We start from the raw sequence: 17,718 nt of genomic DNA on the forward strand, positions 1-17,718 counted from the left end.
GGCTATGACCGCAGCAACTCGTCAATCTGCATCAGTCCCTGACCGCACGTTTCATGGCGTTGCGGGAACACCAACCAGCATGCGATCGCCCCGGTCCGGGGTCGGTTCGCAGCACATACATCTCTGGCGATACAACCTGCGCTACCCTTAGGGAAACCACATTTCGCCCGGATCTCATCGTGCCCTCAGACGTTCCAGCAGCATCGCAGGGCGGCCCGGCCGGCCGCGGCCCGGCCGGCGCAGACATCGCCCTGGACGGCGTCGTCGAGCGGGTGACGTTCTACAACCCGACGAACGGGTTCAGCGTGGTGCGCCTGCGCGTGCGTGGCCGGCGCGACCCGATCCCCGTCGTCGGGACGCTGCCCGCCGCCCAGCCCGGCGAGGTGCTGGCGCTGCGGGGCCGCTGGCAGACCGACCCACGCCACGGCGCGCAGTTCCGCCCAACCTCCGCCGAGGTCCGGCCCCCGTCTGACGCCGACGGCATCATGCGCTACCTCGGGTCCGGGCTGGTCCGGCAGATCGGGCCGGTGCTGGCGAAGCGCATCGTGGGGGTCTTTGGCGAGCGCACCCTGGACGTGCTCGATGCCACGCCGGAGCGCGTCCGCGAGGTGCCCGGGATCGGGCCGCAGCGGGCGCAGGGCATCGCGGCGGCCTGGGCCGAGCACCGCGCCCTCCGCGAGATCATGGCGTTCCTGGCCGAGCATGGGCTGGACACCCGCTTCGCGCCACGGCTGGTCGCCGCATACGGCGCGGACGCGCCCCAGATCCTCGGGGCCAACCCCTACCGGCTGGTCGCCGACGTGCCGGGCCTGGGTTTCCCCTCGGCGGACCGCATCGGCAAGGACCGTGGCGTCCGCCACACTGCCCCGTCGCGCTTGCAGGCTGCCGTGCAGGCCGCGCTGATCAACGCCGGCCAGAACGGCCACACTCGACAGCACCGCCCGATGCTCCTGGCCGCAGCAGCAGCCGTCGCCGAGGTCGAGCCTGAGCTGATCGAGGACGGCGTGACCCAGCTGCTGGCGTCGGGCAGCATCGCCGTGCGACGGATGGACGCGCCGCAGTCGGGCAGCGCACTGGGCGGCGGACAGCCGGTCGCCCCCGCGCCCGCCGAGCAGCGCGTCGGCCGGGTGCGGATCTTCACGCCGGGACTGCCCGAGCCGCCGGCTGCACCAACCGACGATGCCCCAGACGCCGGCCTCGGGATCGGGCTGTCGGGGCTGGTGCGGGCCGAGGAAGACCTCGCGCGGCGGCTCCTCGGGCTGTCACGGCGGCCGGGCCTGCCCGCCGCCCACGTCGAGCGCTGGCTGGCCGCCGACCGCGAGGCGCAGACGCTCTCGGACGAGCAGCGGCAGGCCGTCGCCACGGCGGCCACCAGCGGCTGCTTCGTGCTGACGGGCGGGCCGGGCGTCGGCAAGACCACCACCACGCGGGCGCTGGTCCGCTGCCTGAAAGCCCTCGGGCGCTCGGTCACGCTGGCCGCCCCGACCGGCAAGGCCGCCAGACGGCTGGGCGAGGTGGTCGGGCTGGAGGCGCGGACGCTTCACCGACTGCTCGGGGCCGGGCCGGGCGGTTTCCGGCACGGTCCCGACGATCCGCTCCCGTTCGACGTGGTGATCGTGGACGAGGCCAGCATGCTTGACACGCAGCTCGCCAGGGCGGTTGTCCGGGCCATCGGCCCCGGCGCGCAGCTGATCCTGGTGGGCGACGCCGATCAGCTCCCGAGCGTCGGTCCCGGACAGGTGCTCCGCGACGTGCTGGCGAGCGGACGGATCCCGTCGACGCGCCTCGAAACGGTGTTCAGGCAGGCCGCCCAGAGCCAGATCGTGACCAATGCGCACCGCATTCGGCAAGGCCTGCGGCCGGATCTGGGCGCGCCTGCCGACCTCTACCGGCTGTTCGGGAAGGGCGCGCCTGGCGCGAGCGGCCCGGCCCCATCGGACTGCATCTTCGTGCCGGCCCCGCCGGCCCGGGTGGCCGCCGTCGCCACGGAGTGGGCGGCCGAGCGGCTGCCGCGCCTGCTCGGAGCGCCGCCGGGCGAGATCCAGGCCATCGCGCCCCTGGTACGAGTCTGCCAGACCCTGAACGAGGCGTTGCAGCAGCGGCTGAACCCCGGGCGCGGCCAGCCAGAGCGCCCACACGGCGCACTCGCGCTGCGCGTCGGCGACCGCGTCATCCAGACCCACAACAACTACCAGCTCGGCGTCTTCAACGGCGACACCGGTACCATCCTTGAGATGGAGGCGAACGGCGGCTTGACGGTCGATTTTGGCGACGGACGGACGGTCACGTTCGGTCCAGCCGACCTGCTCGACCTCGACCACGCCTACGGGCTGACCGTCCACCGCGCCCAGGGCAGCGAGTGGCCGGGCGTGGTGGTGCTGGCGTCGTCCTCGTACGGCCCGATCCTCAGCCGCAACCTGCTCTACACGGCGATCACCCGGGCGCGGAAAGCCGTGGTGATCGTCGGGGACGAGGCGGCGGTGATCGGAGCGGTGGGCAGGACGCGCGACCAGGAACGGGTGACCGGGCTGCCGGTGCTCCTCCGTGCCGGCGCAACGGCGTCCGCTTCCGGCATTGACGCCCCCCTCTCCGCGCCGGAGCAGGTGCAGGAGAGGGCCTCACCCCCTCGCCCCCCTTCTGCCCGGCCAGCGCCGAGGCCCCCGTTGCGCGGCACGACCATCGGCAGTGCCGACAACCCTTCGGGCCTCCCCAGGGCGCGCAGAGGGGTGAGCGGAGCGGCGGGCGCTGGTCCGCCAATGGATCCGCCCACCGAGCCGCCCGACGATCCGTACGCCGGCCGCTACGCTCCCGTCTTCGGCGACGACGCCCCCTATGAGCCGATGCCCGACGACTGGCCGGACGACTGACGATGGCCGAACCGCGACAACCACGCGCCCAGGCACGCAGCAGCGCCAGGGGCCGCCCGGCCACTGCCCCGTCGGCCCCACCGCCGACGCCCCGCCGGCCGCTCTACGGCGAGCTGGTCAGCCAGTACCTTGACCTGCGCGACAACCATCTGGGCGTGCTGATCCTGTTCAGGGTCGGCTCGTTCTACGAGGTGCTGTTCGAAGACGCCGAGCTGGTCTCGCGCGAGCTTGGCCTGAAGCTGACCGAGCGGCCGTCCGGCGGGGCCGCGCCGCCGGTCTCGCAGTGCGGCTTCGCGCACCACGCCCTCGACACCTTCCTGACGCGGCTGCTGGCCCGCGGCTACCGCGTGGCCGTCTGCGAAGAGCGGGAAGACGAGCCGCGGCCACCCGCCACGCCGTCTCCTGACGCCGCCGACGACGAGCCGCCGATGGGCAACGCGGGCGGCAGCCCACCCGCCAGCAGCGGACCCGGCCCCGGTAGCAGCAGCGGCGGCGTCCGCCAGCGCGACATCGTGCGGACGCTCACGCCGGGCACCGTCACCGATCCGCGCCTGCTCCGCGAGGACCGTCCGACCTACCTCGTGGCCGTCGCGCCCCTGGACGACCGGCTCGGGCTGGCCTGGACCGACGTGGCGGCCGGCGAGTTCAAGGCCGCCGAGCTGAGCCTCGAAGAGGCCGCCGCCGAACTGCAGCGGCTGGAGCCGGCCGAGGTGATCGTCTCGGTCGACCGGCCAGCCCCCGACGGCCTCCTGGCGCAGCGATCCGTGACGCCCGTCGGCCCCAGCGAGAGCGCCGTGGGCGCACTCCAGCGGGCGTTCCCCGAAGCCGACCTGACGAAGCTGCCGGCCGCCGAGATCGCAGCCGGGCTGATCGTCGGCTACCTGGAGGAGACCCAGGGCGCGGATGTCCCCGTGCTCGACCCGCCCACCCCGGCCGCCGCCGACGAGACGATGCGCCTGGATGCTGTGACCCAGCGCCACCTGGAGCTGGTCGAGACGGAGCGCGCGCGCGAGCGCACCGGCAGCCTGCTCGGGACGCTCGACCGGACCGTGACGCCGATGGGCCGGCGGATGCTGCGCGGCTGGCTGCTCCGGCCGCTGGTGGACGTGCGGAAGATCGCCGTCCGGCAGGCCATCGTGGCAGAGCTGGTGGGCGATCCGGCCCTGCGCGCGTCGCTGGCCGAGCGACTGGCCGCCGTCGCCGATCTCGAACGGCTGGCCGGGCGCGCGAGCGCACGCAAAGCGACCCTCGACGATCTCCGCACCCTGGGCGAGGCGGCCGGCGCCCTGCCCCTGCTGGCCGAGACGACGGCCGCCTGCCGAAGCCCGTTCCTGCGGGCGCTCGGGCGGGCGCGGCCGGCGCTGGCCCGGTTCGCGGAGCAGGCGCGAACGACGCTGGCGGCCGGGCCAGCCGACGTCGACGCCCGCGGCGACCGAGGAGACAACGGGGACGGGCCGTTCCGCGCCTCGGCCAGCCCGGCCCTGGCGGAGGCACTCGGCGAGCTTCGCCGCGCGCGACGCTGGCAGGGGAGTTATGTCGAGCGACTGCGGCGGCTGCCGGGGCTGGCCCGGGTCAAGCTCGACCAGAACAGCACGCAGGGCCTCTTCCTGGAGGTTCCCCTCAACACCCGCGTCCCCGCCGACTGGATCCGGCGGGGCGGCCTCCAGAAGGTCGAGCGGTACTCGACGGCGGAGCTTGACGCGCACGCCCAGGAGTTGAGCGATGCTGAATCGCTGGTGGCCGCCGAGACGCGCGTGCTGCTGGCCGATCTGCGCGAGGCTGCCGCTGCCACGGCCGGCGCGGCCCGCGATCTTGCACGCCATCTGGCCGCCGCCGACGCCCTGCTGGCGCTGGCGCTGGTGGCCGCCGAGCGTGGCTGGGTCCAGCCGACCATCGACGCCGGCGACCTGATCGAGATCGTCGGCGGGCGGCACCCGGTCGTCGAGGCGCTCGGGCCGTTCCAGCCGAACGACGCCCGGCTCGTCGCGCGCGGCGACGGGGACCAGCTCGTCATCCTGACCGGCCCGAACATGGCCGGCAAGAGCACCTGGATGCGCCAACTGGCGCTGATCGTGCTGCTGGCCCAGGCTGGCTCGTTCGTGCCGGCGCGGGCGGCCCGGATCGGGCTGGTGGACGGCATCTACACCCGCATCGGGGCCGTAGACGACCTGGCCGGCGGGCGCTCGACGTTCATGGTCGAGATGGAGGAGACGGCCACCGTCCTCCGGGCCGCCACCGACCGCAGCCTGCTGGTGCTGGACGAGATCGGGCGCGGGACCAGCACCCACGACGGCATGGCCATCGCGTGGTCGGTAGCCGAGTACCTGGCGACCGGCCCGGTCCGCCCGCGCGCCGTGGTAGCCACCCACTACCACGAGCTTGCCGCGCTCGCAGACGTGCACCCCCAGGTGACGCTGCTGCGCGCGACGGTCGAGGAGCGGCCTGAGGGCATCGCCTTCCCGCACGTCGTGGAGGCGGGCGCGGCGGACCGCAGCTTCGGCATCGAGGTGGCCCGGCTGGCCGGCCTGCCCCCGGCGCTGCTGGCGCGCGCACGTGAGGTCGCGGACGCCGTCGAGCCGCTGAGCGCGGAAGTCGCCAGCCGCCTCAGTCGAGCGTCACCGCCCGGCGGACCTCAGACCTCGACGTAGGTCAGCCCGCCGCCCGCAGGCCCCCGCTGCTGCCACCCGTGAGCAACGTCCCGAGCGCGGCCGGCGGCAACGGCGGCGAGAACAGGTAGCCCTGGCCACGGTCGCAGCCGAGGTCGCGCAGATGATCGGCCTGCTCGGCGGTCTCGATGCCCTCGCCCGTCGTCTTCAGGTGCAGGCTCTTCGCCAGCGTGATGACGGTCCGCACGATGGCCGTATCCTGCGGATCGGTCCCCAGCCCGTCCACAAACGAACGATCCACCTTGAGCGTGTCGAGCGGCAAACGCTTCAGATAGCTCAACGACGAGTAGCCGGTCCCAAAGTCGTCGATGGCCAGCGACAGCCCGAGCGCCTTCAGATCGCGGAGGCGGCCGGCTGTCGTCGCGACGTCGGTCATGACCGTGCTCTCGGTCAGCTCCAGCTTCAAGCAGGTGGGGTCCAGCCGCGACTCATCCAGGATCTGCGCGATGGCCGGCACCAGCTCATGGTCGTTGAGCTGCTTCGCCGACAGGTTGACGCTGATGACCAGATCGTCAAGGTCGGGGACGGCATCCCGCCACAGCCCGAGCTGACGGCACGCCTCACGCAGCACCCAGCGCCCGACTGGCACGATCAGCCCGTTCTCCTCGGCGATCGGGATGAACCGCGCCGGCGAGATCGTCCCGAGGATGGGGTGCTGCCAGCGCACCAGCGCCTCCAGCTCCTCGATCACACCGGTGCTGAGCGTGACAATCGGCTGGTACATCACCGACATCTCGCCCCGCTCGATAGCGAGGTGGAGGTCGCTGCCCAGTTGCAGCCGCTCCAGCGCCGCCGCGTTCATGCTCGGGTCGTAGACGGTGTACTGGGCCTTGCCCGCCGCCTTCGAGCGGTACATCGCAAGGTCAGCCTTCCGCAACAGGCCGGCCGGCTCTTCTTCGCCGGGCGTGCCGATGGCGATGCCCACGCTCGCCGTCACGAACACCTCGTGGCCGGACAGGCTGATCGGCGGCCGGAGCACCTTCCGAATGCGCTCGGCCACCCGCACGGCCTCGCCGGGATCGGCCAGCCCCTCCACCAGGACCGCCAGCTCATCGCCGCCAAACCGCGCGATGGTGTCTCCTGGCCGCAGGCTGGTCTGCAACCGCTCGGCCACGGCGATCAGGAGCTGGTCGCCGGCCTCGTGCCCGATGCTGTCGTTCACCACCTTGAAGTTGTCGAGATCCAGGAACATCACCGCCAGCGGGCGACCGTCCGTCCCGGCCTGCGAGAGCGCTTCCTGAAGCCGCACGATGAAGCGCGCCCGGTTCGGCAAACCGGTCAGCGTGTCGTGGAACGCCAGCCGCGTCAGCTCCTCCTCGGACCGCTTACGCTCGCTGATGTCCCGCACGATCACGATCAGCTGACCGTTGGGCAGCGGCAGCACGCGCACCTCGGCGAAGCGCTCGCCCTCGTGGGTCATCAGGGCACACTCGACGGACACCATCGTCCCGAGTTGCCTGGCGCGTCCGCTGGCCGTCTCGATGCTCGCCGGGATCGAGCGGTGCGGGAAATCGGAGAGCCGCTGCCCGACCGCCGAGGTCATCATGGCGTAGGGGCTGGCCGCCTCGCCCACCCGGCATTCGAGCACGGTCCCGAACTGGTCGAGGCGAATCAGCAGGTCGGGGAAGGCCGATGCCAGGGCGCGCAGCTCCGCCCTGGTCTGGATCAGCTCGCGCGAGGCGCTCCGCAGCGCAGCTTGCAGCTGCCGGCGCTCCTCCTGCAAGGCGGCGATCCGTCCCGGAGCGTCGTCGGCCGCGCCGGTCCTGGACGTTGTTGACTGCAACAGATCGTGCGGCGGCCGTGACGTCATCGCCAGCAGATCCCTCTCCCCCGTGTTGCGCCGCCGCTGCCCCGGTCACGCCGGCGCCGCGCTGCCCTTCGAGCCGGCTGGATGTCCCGTGCCGCGACTCGTCGGGCGTTGCGCTGCTGCGATCAGCTTACCTAGTGCAACGCATTGATCGCGGCCAGGGTGACAGTTTCAGAGGCCATCGTCGGCCGGTTTCGCCCGCTGCCGACCATCTCATTGCCCGATCCGCCGGCGTGCGCGCCACTGCATCAGTGCCGGACGGCCAGCCGCATGCACCCTTTGCGCGCACAGTCCCATCACAGGGATTGACAAGTCGCGACGACTCGTGTGTACTGGCGAGGCTGGCAGGCCACGGCAGCGCGACATGACGTAGCGCTCTCGTGACGATCGACTGACGGCGCAGGTCCGCTCGACGCCTGAGCGGGATCTCGACGACGAGGAACTGGCAGATGCGGCCCGCAGCGGATACTGGCATGGCGACGCGACGACCGGCGACCTCGCCGTGCCGCGCTCCCGGTCGTGCGCCCCTGCCCAACGCCGCGTCGACTCGCCGCCGCGCGCGCCGCAACGCCAGCCGAGGATCGCTGGTCGGCCAGCCCTGGCGTCCGCCGTGACCGTCACCTTCTCCCGTCGTTCCGGCACGCCGCCAGACCACCATCTGGCCGGCCGCCCTCCAGGACCGTCTGCCGCGACGGGCGTCCCTGTGACGCCTGAGCGCACACCACACCCCAGACGTTTGTGTAAAGCGAGGCTCATGGCATGACACGGAACGCGGACAATCTCGCGGGCAACGGCCCGGTGTCCCGCCGCTCCCTGATCAAGGGTATCATCGCCGTCGCCGGCGCGATGACCGTTGCCCCGGCGCTGCTGCCGGGGGCCGCCCACGCTCAGACCCCCGGATCGACCGGCAACGAGCCGCCGGTCCAGCCGCCGACCACCGTCACAAACCCCCCGCGTGACTTCGGGCCGGACGGCGCGCCGACCACCTACTTCGCGGACCCAGACATCATCACGATGGACCCGTCGTTCAACAACCTGCGGGTCGGCAACACCTCGATCAAGCGCCTCTGGACCGGCGCGCTCTGGGCCGAGGGGCCGGCCTGGAACAGCGTTGGGCGCTTCCTGATCTTCAGCGACATCGCCAGCAACAAGCAGATGCGCTGGCTGGAAGACGATGGCGAGGTCACCGTCTTCCGCGATCCGTCCAACAACAGCAACGGCAACTCGTTCGACTTTCAGGGGCGGCAGGTCTCGGCCGAGCACGTCACCCGCCGGCTGGTCCGCTACGAGCACGACGGCACCATCACCGTGCTCGCGAGTCACTACGACGGCAAGCGGCTGAACTCCCCGAACGACATGGCCCACCACCCGGACGGCAGCATCTGGTTCACGGACCCCCCATGGGGCGGCCAGCTCTACGAGGGCACGGTGGACGCACCGGGCGGCCGGACCAACCCGACCGGGGCGCTCAACCCGCGCGTGGGGCAGCCGCCGGAGCTTGGCTCGTACACCCGCGAGCTGCCGACGAACGTCTACCGGCTCGATCCAAGCGGTCGGCTCGACCTCGTCATCAACGAGGATCAGATCCCGAACCCCAACGGCATCTGCTTCTCGCCAGACTACAAGAAGCTGTACGTCGTCAACGGCGGCGGGTTCATCAACAGCTTCGACGTGACGGCGGACAACAAGGTCGTCAACCAGCAGGTCTTCACGGACTGCATGGTCAACGGCGTGCGCTGCGGTCCTGACGGCCTGCGCTGCGACGTGTACGGCAACGTCTGGGCGTCCAGCAACGCCGGGCGGAACGTCGGCTACAGCGGCGCGACCTGCTGGAACCCGCAGGGGCAGTTGATCGGCCGGATCCGCATTCCGGAGGTCGTCGGGAACATCACGTTCGGCGGGCCAAAGCGAAACCGCCTGTTCATGGCGGCCAGCCAGTCGCTGTATGCGGTGTACACGAACACGCAGGGCGCCGCCCCAAGCTGACGGCGCAGAAGGCCCTCACCCCCGGGGAATGGCCCTCACCCCCGGGGAATGGCCCTCACCCCCCGACCCCCTCTCCCTGTGCGCGGGAGAGGGGGAGCCAGATTGCTGCTTGACGGCAATTCACCGCGCTGCCGGGTTGGGTAGGGTGGCGCACACCTGTGCGGACTCCCCCTCTCCCTGTGCGCGGGAGAGGGGGTCGGGGGGTGAGGGCCTTTCCCCGGGGGTGAGGGCCTTTCCCCAGAACCCTCGCCGTCACACCGCCAGGTACTCGTCGATGACCTCTTGTCCGAGCGCCGTCGTCGGGCCCTGTGCCACAACCGTCCCGCGCTCGACCATGTAGTACTGGTCGCAGACGGCTACCGCGAAATCGACGAACTGCTCCACCAGCAGCACCGCCACGCCCCGCGCCGGGAGCGCCGCCACCGCCTCCTCGATCAGGTGCACGATGTTCGGCTGGATGCCCTCGGCCGGCTCATCGAGGAGCAGGAGCTTCGGTCGGGCCACGAGCGCCCGCGCGATGGCCAGTTGCTGCTGCTGGCCGCCGCTGAGCATGCCGCCCGCCCGGCCGCGCATCTCGGCCAGGACCGGGAACAGCGTGTACATCTCGTCGAGCGTCGTGCCGCGGTTGCCCGCCGACATCTTCGGATTCGCCTCGAAGCCCATCAGCAGGTTCTCGAAGACCGACAGGTGCGGGAAGATGCCTCGGCCCTGCGGCACATAGCCGATGCCCAACCGCGCCCGCTCGTGCGGCCCCTTCGTCGTGACGTCCTTGCCGTCGAACAGCACCCGGCCGGAGCGGGGGCGGATCAGCCCGACGATGCTCTTGAGGGTCGTCGTCTTGCCGACGCCGTTCCGCCCGAGCAGGCAGACCGCCCCGGCCGCCGGGACGCTGAACGTCAGCTCGGTCAGGATCTGGCTCTCGCCGTAGCCGGCCGTCAGCGACTCGACGGACAGCAGCGACTGTCCGCTGGCTTCCCCTGCGCTCATCAGGCCACCTTCTTCTTGCCGTGTCCGAGGTAGACCTCGATCACGCGCGGGTCGCTCTGGACCTCCTCCATCGTGCCCTCGCTGAGGACGCTGCCGAGATGCAGGACCGTGACGGTCTTCGCAAGCTGCCGCACGAACGCCATGTCGTGCTCGACGATCAGCGTGGTGCGGTCGGGGTGGGCCGCCTGCATGCGCCCGAGCAGCGCGACGGTCCGGTCGCGCTCGCCGCGCGTCATCCCGGCAACCGGCTCGTCCAGCAGCAGGACCTTCGGCTCTTGCACGATCAGCATGCCGATCTCCAGCCACTGCTTCTCGCCGTGCGAGAGCTGCCCGGCCTGCTGGCTCGCACGGCCCTCCAGCCCGATCAGTTGGAGCGTCTCGCCGACAAGCTCCCGATCCGGCGCGGCCATCCGCTTCATCGCCGCCAGAAATCCTGCCTTCGCCCCAACGGCGATCTCCATGTTCTGCCGCGCCGTCAGGCTGGGGAAGACTGTCGGCGTCTGGAACTTGCGCCCGATGCCCCGCTGGGCGATGTCGTGCTCCTGCCAGCCGGCCAGGTCGTACCCCTCAAACAGCACCGTCCCGCCGCGGGGCTGCGTCTTCCCGGTGATCACGTCGAGCAGCGTCGTCTTGCCGGCCCCGTTCGGCCCGATCAGAAAGCGCATCTCGCCGCGCGCGAGGGTCAGCGTCAGGTGATCCAGCACGGTCAGGCCGTCGAAGCTGACGGTGATCTCGCGCAGCTCCAGGCGGACGCCCTCCGGCGTCTCGACCCGCCCATCCGAGCTGACGTCCACCGCCGGCAGCTCGCGCGCCCGCGCGGGAAGCGTCAGGCCGTGGCGGATGCCCCAGGCCTCTTCAGCCGTGACCCTTCGCTCAGGCGTCGGAGCGTTCACGCTCATGACTTGGCCTCCAGGGGACGGCCCGCCGAGGGCAGGTCATGCGCCGTCGCACCGGCCGTCAGGGAGGCGGAGCGTGCGCCCTTCAGCTTCTTGACGCCACGCGCAACCGCCCCGACGATCCCGTCCGGGAACAGCACCACCGAGCCGACGAACATCGCCCCGAGGAAGTACTGCCAGAAGTCGGGGAACGACTCGCTCAGGCCGCTCTTGGCCCCGTTGACGACAATCGCCCCCAGGATCGGGCCGTAGAGGGTGCCGCGCCCGCCGACGGCCACCCAGATGACCATCTCGATGGACGGGACGATGCCCATGTTGGCCGGCGTGATGATCCCCACCTGCGGCACGAACAGCGCCCCCGCGATCCCGGCGATGGCCGCCGAGAGCGTGAAAACCGCCACCTTGACCAGCGCCGGGTCGTAGCCGAAGAAGCGCAGACGGCTCTCCGAGTCGCGGATCGCCACCAAGATCGCGCCGGCCCGCGAGCCGGTCAGGAACCGCAGCGCCAGGTAGGTCAGTCCGAGCACGATGACCGTCACGGCATACAAGCCGATCTGCGTCGAGGTCTCGATCAGCGGCAGCCCGAACAGCGTGCTGAAGTTGGTCATGCCGTTGGTGCCGCCGGTGTACGGCTGCTGCCCGACGAACACGAGGGTGGCGATCAACGCCAGCGCCTGGGTGATGATCGAGAAGTAGACACCCTGGACCCGCCCTCGAAAGATCAGGATACCCAGGCCAGCCGCCAGCAGGGCCGGCAGCACCACGACCATCGCCAGCGCAAAGAGGCCGTTGTCGAACGGCGCCCAGAAGCCCGGCAGCTCGCGCAGGCCGCTCCAGCCCATGAAGTCGGGCAGGCCGTCCTTCGCCGCTTCGAGCTTCATGTGCATCGCCAGCGCGTACGCGCCCAGCCCGAAGAAGACGCCGTGCCCGAGGCTCAGCATGCCGGTGTAGCCCCAGGCCAGATCGATGGCCAGCGCCACGATGGCGAAGGTCAGGAACTTCGCCAGCAGGGCCAGCCGGAACTCGGAGAGCACCAGAGGCAGCACGACGATCATCAGCAGGCAGATGGCCGCGACCACCGCGCTCTCGCGCACGGCCGCCCCGGTGAGGCTCCGCCGTTGCTCCATCAGAGAGACTCCCATGTGTCGCCTCTGGCGCCTCTGTCGCCGCTCATCGCGAGCGGAGCGCCACGAGGCCGGCCGGCTTCCAGCGCAGAAAGAAGATGATCCCGACCAGGACGATGGCCTTCCCGACCGTCGCCGAGCTCCACAGCTCGAACGAGGTGTTCGCCAGGCCGATCAGCACGGCGGCGGCGATGGTCCCCAGCAACTGCCCCACCCCGCCCAGCACGACGACCATGAAGGCGTCCACGATGTAGTACGTCCCGAGCGCCGGGCCGATTGGTCCGAGCAGCGTCAGCGCGCAGCCAGCCACCCCGGCCAGCCCGGCCCCGAGGCCGAACGTCGAAGCGTCCACCTGCCGCGTCGGCACGCCAAGGGTGCTGGCGATGTCCCGGTTCTGCATCACGGCGCGCATCCTGCGGCCCGCCGACGAGCGGGTCAGGTAGGCCCAGATCGCCGCGACGCAGGCGACGACCAGCAGCATGATGAACAGTCGCTTGTACGGCAGCGACAGCCCCTGCGTGACCTCAAGACCGCCGTTCAGCCAGCTTGGGCTGACCACCTGGACGTTCGGCGCGCCGAAGACGCTGCGCGCCAGTTGCTGGAGCATCAGCCCGACGCCCCAGGTCGCCAGGAGCGTGTCGAGCGGCCGGCCGTACATGAAGCGGATCAGCGCCCACTCCATCCCGATGCCCATCATGGCGGTCACCAGAAACGCCAGCGGGATCGCCGCCAGGAACGTCAGGCCGTACGGGTCGTTGTTCGCGCCGCCGACAGCCTGCTGCAGCACGTACGGAGCGTACGCGCCGATCATGATGAACTCGCCGTGGGCCATGTTGATGACGCCCATCAGGCCGAAGGAGAACGCCAGACCGAGCGCCACCAGCAGCAAGATGGAGCCGACGCTCAGGCCGTTGAACGCCTGCAAGAGATAGACGTCGAGCACGTTCCCTCCTGTGCGACGCGGGGTGCTGCCAGGAAGGCCCTCCATATGCCGCCAGGAGGCCCCCGATGGGCCCTCACCCCCCGACCCCCTCTCCCTGTGCGCGGGAGAGGGGGAGAAATCACTGTCTCGTGTGTCTCCCCCTCTCCCGCGCACAGGGAGAGGGGGTCGGGGGGTGAGGGCTATCTCTGCGACTAGCGACCCTTCTTCAGGTCCTTCGCCCAGTCGTAGCCGTCCAGGTACGGATCGGGCTTGACCGGACCGCCCGAGTTCCAGACCTCGTCAAACTGGCCGTCGGCGCGGACCTTGCCGATCCGGACCGTCTTCCAGACGTGCTGGTTCTTCTCGTCGACCTTGACCTTGCCGCCCGGCGCGTCGAACTCGAGGTTCTTGGCAGCCTCGCGCACCTTGTCAACCTCGATGGAGCCGGCCTTCTCGACCGCCTTCGACCAGAGGTAGACGCCGAAGTAGCCGGCCTCAATCGGATCGTCCGTCACGCGGTCTGCGCCGAACTTCTTCTTGTACGCCTCGACGAACTTCTTGTTGGCCGGGGTGTCGGTGGTCTGGAAATAGTTCCAGGCCGTCAGGTGGTTGAGCATGTTCTCAGCGCCGATGCCGCGCACCTCTTCCTCGGCCACGGAGACGGAGAGGGTCTGCATCTTGTCGCTGGTGATCCCGGCGTCCTTGAGCTGCTTGAAGAACGCCACGTTGCTGTCGCCGTTCAGGGTGCTGAACACGACCTGCGGGTTGGCGGCCTTCAGCTTGGTGATGACTGTGGCGTAGTCGGTGTGGCCGAGCGGCGTGTACTCCTCGCCCGCCAGTTCGCCGCCCTTCGCCTTGAGCTGCGCCTTGATGATGTCGTTGGCCGTGCGCGGGAAGACGTAGTCCGAGCCGAGCAGGAACTGCTTCTTCATCCCCTTCTCGATCAGGTAATCGACGGCAGGGACGATCTGCTGGTTGGTCGTGGCGCCCGTGTAGAAGATGTTGGGGGACATCTCCAGGCCCTCGTACTGGACCGGGTAGAAGAGGAGGCCCTTCAACTGCTCGAAGACCGGGAGGACGGCCTTGCGGCTGGCAGAGGTCCAGCAGCCGAACACGACCGCGACCTTGTCGTTCGAGATCAGCTTCTTGGACTTCTCGGCGAAGGTCGGCCAGTCCGACGCGCCGTCCTCCACGACCGTCTCGATCTTCATCTTCATGACGCCGCCGGCCGCGTTGATCTCCTCGATGGCGAGGAGCGTCGCGTCGCGGACGGAGGTCTCGGAGATGGCCATCGTGCCACTCAGCGAGTGGAGGATGCCGACCTTGATCGAGCCGCCAGAGGTCGCAGCGGCCGGCGCGGCAGCGGCCGGCTTGGACTCGGCCGGCTTGCTCTCGGCGGGCTTGGCGGGTGCGGCGGTCGGCGCGGCCGCCGCCGGCTTGGTCTCGGCGGGCTTGGACGCCGGCGCGGCGGCGGGGGCACAGGCTGCCAGGAGCGCGCTCCCAGCCGTCAACATCAGCGCTCCCTGGAGGAAGCGACGTCGCGGCATCCGCCGCGTACCCTCAGTCGTGGGCTCCCGATCGATCACGAGTTAACCCCTCCTCGCACATGTCCGCCCGCCGACGCGCCTGTCGCCCATGACGCTCGCCAGCCCCCCTCGGCTGGCGATAGATCGATTCGGCGTTGCGGAGCCTGCCCGGGCAGTTCCCGGTGAGGAAGAGCGTAGGGCCGTTCGGACAGAGCCGCTATAGACGGCTCGCACCGAAATCCAAACCTCGACTGTGGCAGTTTGCACAATCCAGTCTGTTCACAGCGGCCAACTACCTACTCGCAAGCGAAGACGTTTCAGACTTCGCCTCCTTGTCGACAGTTGACGGCGAGTTGCATGTCGTATGTGCCCAAACGACGATCTAGGCAGTATGCCCAGTGCCTTGTGTTGGGGGTGGCAAGAGCGTGCGCACGCACCGCCCGTCATAGACCGTTGAGGCGTGCCACCACCGGCGCGAATTGATCCAGAAACGGCTCGTGGGTGACCCAGTACGAGATTCCCCAGCGCACACGGCGCGCCTGGAGCGCTGCGACCATCTCGTCCACCGTGCCGATCAGCAGGTACGGGGATTCCAGCACATCATCCACCGTCAGGGCGGGAAAGTGCGTGGCCAGTTCGGCGGCCGTTCCACGGGCGTCGTCGGTAGGGATCACCCGCTGGATCAGCGCGTTCAGCTCCAGCTCGGCGAAGCGCGGGCCGGCTTCAGCACGCACCCAGGCCACTCGCTCGTCAACACTGGCGGCCTTGAAGCCGGCCACGTCCACGGCGCTGCCGCCGCGTGGGAAGCCCAGCCCGGTCAACCCGACGACATCGGCCTCGCGCGCGGCCACCGAGAGCAGCTTCGGGCCGTTCCCGCCGATCAGGATGGGCGGCCGGGGGCGTTGCACGGGAGGCGGGAACCCCTGGTGCTCGCGGATCGTGTAGTGGCGCCCGCCGAGCGAGGCCGTGCCGCCGGCCAGCAGCGTCTTGATGACCTGGACCGCTTCGGCCAGCCGCGCGATGCGGACCGGGGCCCGGTCGAACGGGATGCCCACCTGGTAGCACTCGGCCTGCATGTGGCCCGCTCCCAGCCCAAGCTCCAGCCGACCATCGGAGAGCAGGTCCAGCGCCGCGGCCTCACGCGCCACCAGGACCGGATGCCGAAAGTCGTTGTTCAGGACGAACGTCCCGAGCCGCAGCGTGCTGGTGGCTTCGGCGGCGCTCACCAGCGAGAGGAGCGGCGGCATCAGGTCGGTAAGGTGATCGGGGATCAGCAGCGTGCTGAAACCCAGCGACTCAACCTTTCGGGCCTTGTCGGCCCAGGCGCTTCGGGAGGCAGCGGTCCTGACGTTGACGCCGAATCTGAATGGTCTCATGAGCCAATCGTGCCCGTTCGGCGGATCAGTGCGCCATCACAACGCGTTTGTCAGTCACGCATGGCGACGGCAGAGACCATCCGCGCCGCCAGCGTCGGCGAGCCGGACTCGATTCGTCTCAGGGGTCTGGGTCGCCGACGCTGGCGGTGCAGTTGTGGGCTGGACTGGCCCGTTGCCGGCGGCATCCGCGGCTCGATGGTGGCGCTCGTCCCGCTTCTATCAAGCTTTCAGGCGTCGGGCTCCTGTCTGGCGGGGACGTCCGATGGGGTTCGGGGAGATCGTCGCGCTCGGGGAGCCGTCCGACGCGCCACGTGATGGCCGTGCGCTGGCCGGCCGAGGCCGGAGCCGAAACCGGCCGTCGGCTGCCCTACGCGCGGACGTACTGCATCTGCCCGAGCTGCCGGGCCATCCCCTTCAACTCCAGGATAGTCAGCGTCGAGGTGACGACTGAGGACGGCAGTCCGGCCGCCCGCGTCAGGTCGTCCACGTGGGTCGGCTCGTCGGACAGCAGGCGGAGGACGGCGGCCTCGGTCGGGTCGGCCGGCAACGCCTCGCGCGTGGCCCGCTGCTCGACCACGGCCGTCAGGTGCAGCTCTTCCAGGATGTCCGACGCGTCGGTGACCACCCTGGCGCCCTCGCGGATCAGCTGGTGCGGCCCGGCCGACATCGGGCTGAAGATGCTGCCCGGCACGGCGAACACGTCCCGGCCCTGCTCGGCGGCCTGCGTGGCGGTGATCATCGCGCCGCTCTTGTAGTCCGCCTCGACCACCAGGATCGCCTTCGACAAGCCTGACACGATCCGATTCCGACGCGGGAAGTGTTGGGCGTCCGGCGGCACACCGAGCGGGTACTCCGAGATGACGGCCCCCCGGCCCTGCTCGGCGATCTGCCGGGCCAGCGCCTGGTTGGCGGTCGGATAGACCTTGTCCAGCCCGCTCCCGAGCACGGCAATCGTCCGGCCACCGGCCGCCAGCGCGGCGTGGTGCGCGCAGGTGTCGATCCCGCGCGCCAGCCCCGACACGATGGTGACCCCAGACCGCGCCACCTCACCCACGATCTTCTCGGTCGCCTGCCGACCGTAGGTCGTGGAGCGGCGCGTCCCGACGACGGCAATGGCCCAGTCATCGGCGGGGGTGATCTGCCCCGACACGTAGAGGACCGGCGGCGGATCCGCGATCTCGCGGAGGGCGTCAGGGTAGGCCGGGTCGTCCAGGATCAGCGCGGAGACGCCGGCCCGTTCCAGCCGCCGCGCCTCAGCCTCCGGCCCGGTTTTCTGGCGCAGCGTCGCCAGCGACTCGATGCAGCGCCGGTCGAGGCCGGCGGCTGCCAGATCGAGCAGCGGGGCGCGCCACGCCGCCTCAGCGCTGCCGAAATGGTCCAGCAGCCGCCTGAAGCGGCTCGGCCCGATCTGGCTGACCTGGGTCAGCAGCACCCAGTAGATTCGCTCGTCCATGCCCGCCGCCACGACGCCCCCTGCCTGCCCCGCCGTCCAGCCCAGAAACCGAGGGCGCCGGGAGTCGCGCCGATTCTAGCAGGCCCAGGGGACGGCGGGTCGGAGACG

Annotated in this window: 11 protein-coding genes; 3 read left to right on the forward strand and 8 right to left on the reverse strand. The window is 70.5% G+C overall.

Features of this window, described 5'->3' with window-relative positions; genetic code table 11:
- Positions 1-179 precede the first annotated feature (179 nt).
- Both IT306_20040 and mutS read left to right on the forward strand, forming a co-directional pair.
- Positions 180-2,867, forward strand: a complete 2,688-nt coding sequence (locus IT306_20040) for an AAA family ATPase (protein MCC7370722.1) — start codon at positions 180-182, stop codon at positions 2,865-2,867.
- Between the two features lie 2 nt (positions 2,868-2,869).
- Positions 2,870-5,515: a DNA mismatch repair protein MutS gene (mutS, locus tag IT306_20045; protein ID MCC7370723.1), complete on the forward strand. Its 2,646-nt coding sequence runs from the start codon at positions 2,870-2,872 to the stop codon at positions 5,513-5,515.
- A gap of 1 nt (position 5,516) precedes the next feature.
- Here the strand turns inward: mutS and IT306_20050 are convergent, their stop codons facing one another.
- The gene (locus IT306_20050; protein ID MCC7370724.1) at positions 5,517-7,343 is read right to left on the reverse strand and encodes an EAL domain-containing protein; all 1,827 of its coding nucleotides are present in this window, start codon (positions 7,341-7,343) and stop codon (positions 5,517-5,519) included.
- Between the two features lie 843 nt (positions 7,344-8,186).
- Between IT306_20050 and IT306_20055 the strand changes: the two genes are divergently transcribed.
- Complete coding sequence (locus IT306_20055; protein MCC7370725.1) at positions 8,187-9,326, forward strand: SMP-30/gluconolactonase/LRE family protein; 1,140 nt, start codon at positions 8,187-8,189, stop codon at positions 9,324-9,326.
- 252 nt (positions 9,327-9,578) lie between these two features.
- Here IT306_20055 and urtE read toward each other — a convergent pair whose 3' ends face one another.
- The 7 genes from urtE to dprA all read right to left on the reverse strand — a co-directional run bounded on the left by urtE (position 9,579) and on the right by dprA (position 17,610).
- Positions 9,579-10,313, reverse strand: a complete 735-nt coding sequence (gene urtE, locus IT306_20060; protein MCC7370726.1) for an urea ABC transporter ATP-binding subunit UrtE — start codon at positions 10,311-10,313, stop codon at positions 9,579-9,581.
- Positions 10,313-11,212, reverse strand: a complete 900-nt coding sequence (urtD, locus tag IT306_20065; protein ID MCC7370727.1) for an urea ABC transporter ATP-binding protein UrtD — start codon at positions 11,210-11,212, stop codon at positions 10,313-10,315. Before urtD ends, urtE begins: the two co-directional genes overlap by 1 nt.
- Positions 11,209-12,336: an urea ABC transporter permease subunit UrtC gene (gene urtC / locus IT306_20070; protein ID MCC7370728.1), complete on the reverse strand. Its 1,128-nt coding sequence runs from the start codon at positions 12,334-12,336 to the stop codon at positions 11,209-11,211. The genes urtD and urtC overlap by 4 nt, the downstream gene beginning before the upstream one ends.
- Positions 12,337-12,379: 43 nt before the next feature.
- Complete coding sequence (gene urtB, locus IT306_20075) at positions 12,380-13,321, reverse strand: urea ABC transporter permease subunit UrtB (GenBank protein MCC7370729.1); 942 nt, start codon at positions 13,319-13,321, stop codon at positions 12,380-12,382.
- Between the two features lie 146 nt (positions 13,322-13,467).
- A complete protein-coding gene (urtA, locus tag IT306_20080; GenBank protein MCC7370730.1) occupies positions 13,468-14,769 on the reverse strand; it encodes an urea ABC transporter substrate-binding protein in 1,302 nt (433 codons plus the stop codon).
- Between the two features lie 455 nt (positions 14,770-15,224).
- Complete coding sequence (locus tag IT306_20085; GenBank protein ID MCC7370731.1) at positions 15,225-16,157, reverse strand: TIGR03621 family F420-dependent LLM class oxidoreductase; 933 nt, start codon at positions 16,155-16,157, stop codon at positions 15,225-15,227.
- A 367-nt stretch (positions 16,158-16,524) separates the two neighbouring features.
- The gene (gene dprA, locus IT306_20090) at positions 16,525-17,610 is read right to left on the reverse strand and encodes a DNA-protecting protein DprA (GenBank protein MCC7370732.1); all 1,086 of its coding nucleotides are present in this window, start codon (positions 17,608-17,610) and stop codon (positions 16,525-16,527) included.
- Positions 17,611-17,718: the final 108 nt, after the last annotated feature.

Source organism: Chloroflexota bacterium (assembly GCA_020850535.1).
Classification (GTDB): Bacteria; Chloroflexota; UBA6077; order UBA6077; family JACCZL01; genus JADZEM01.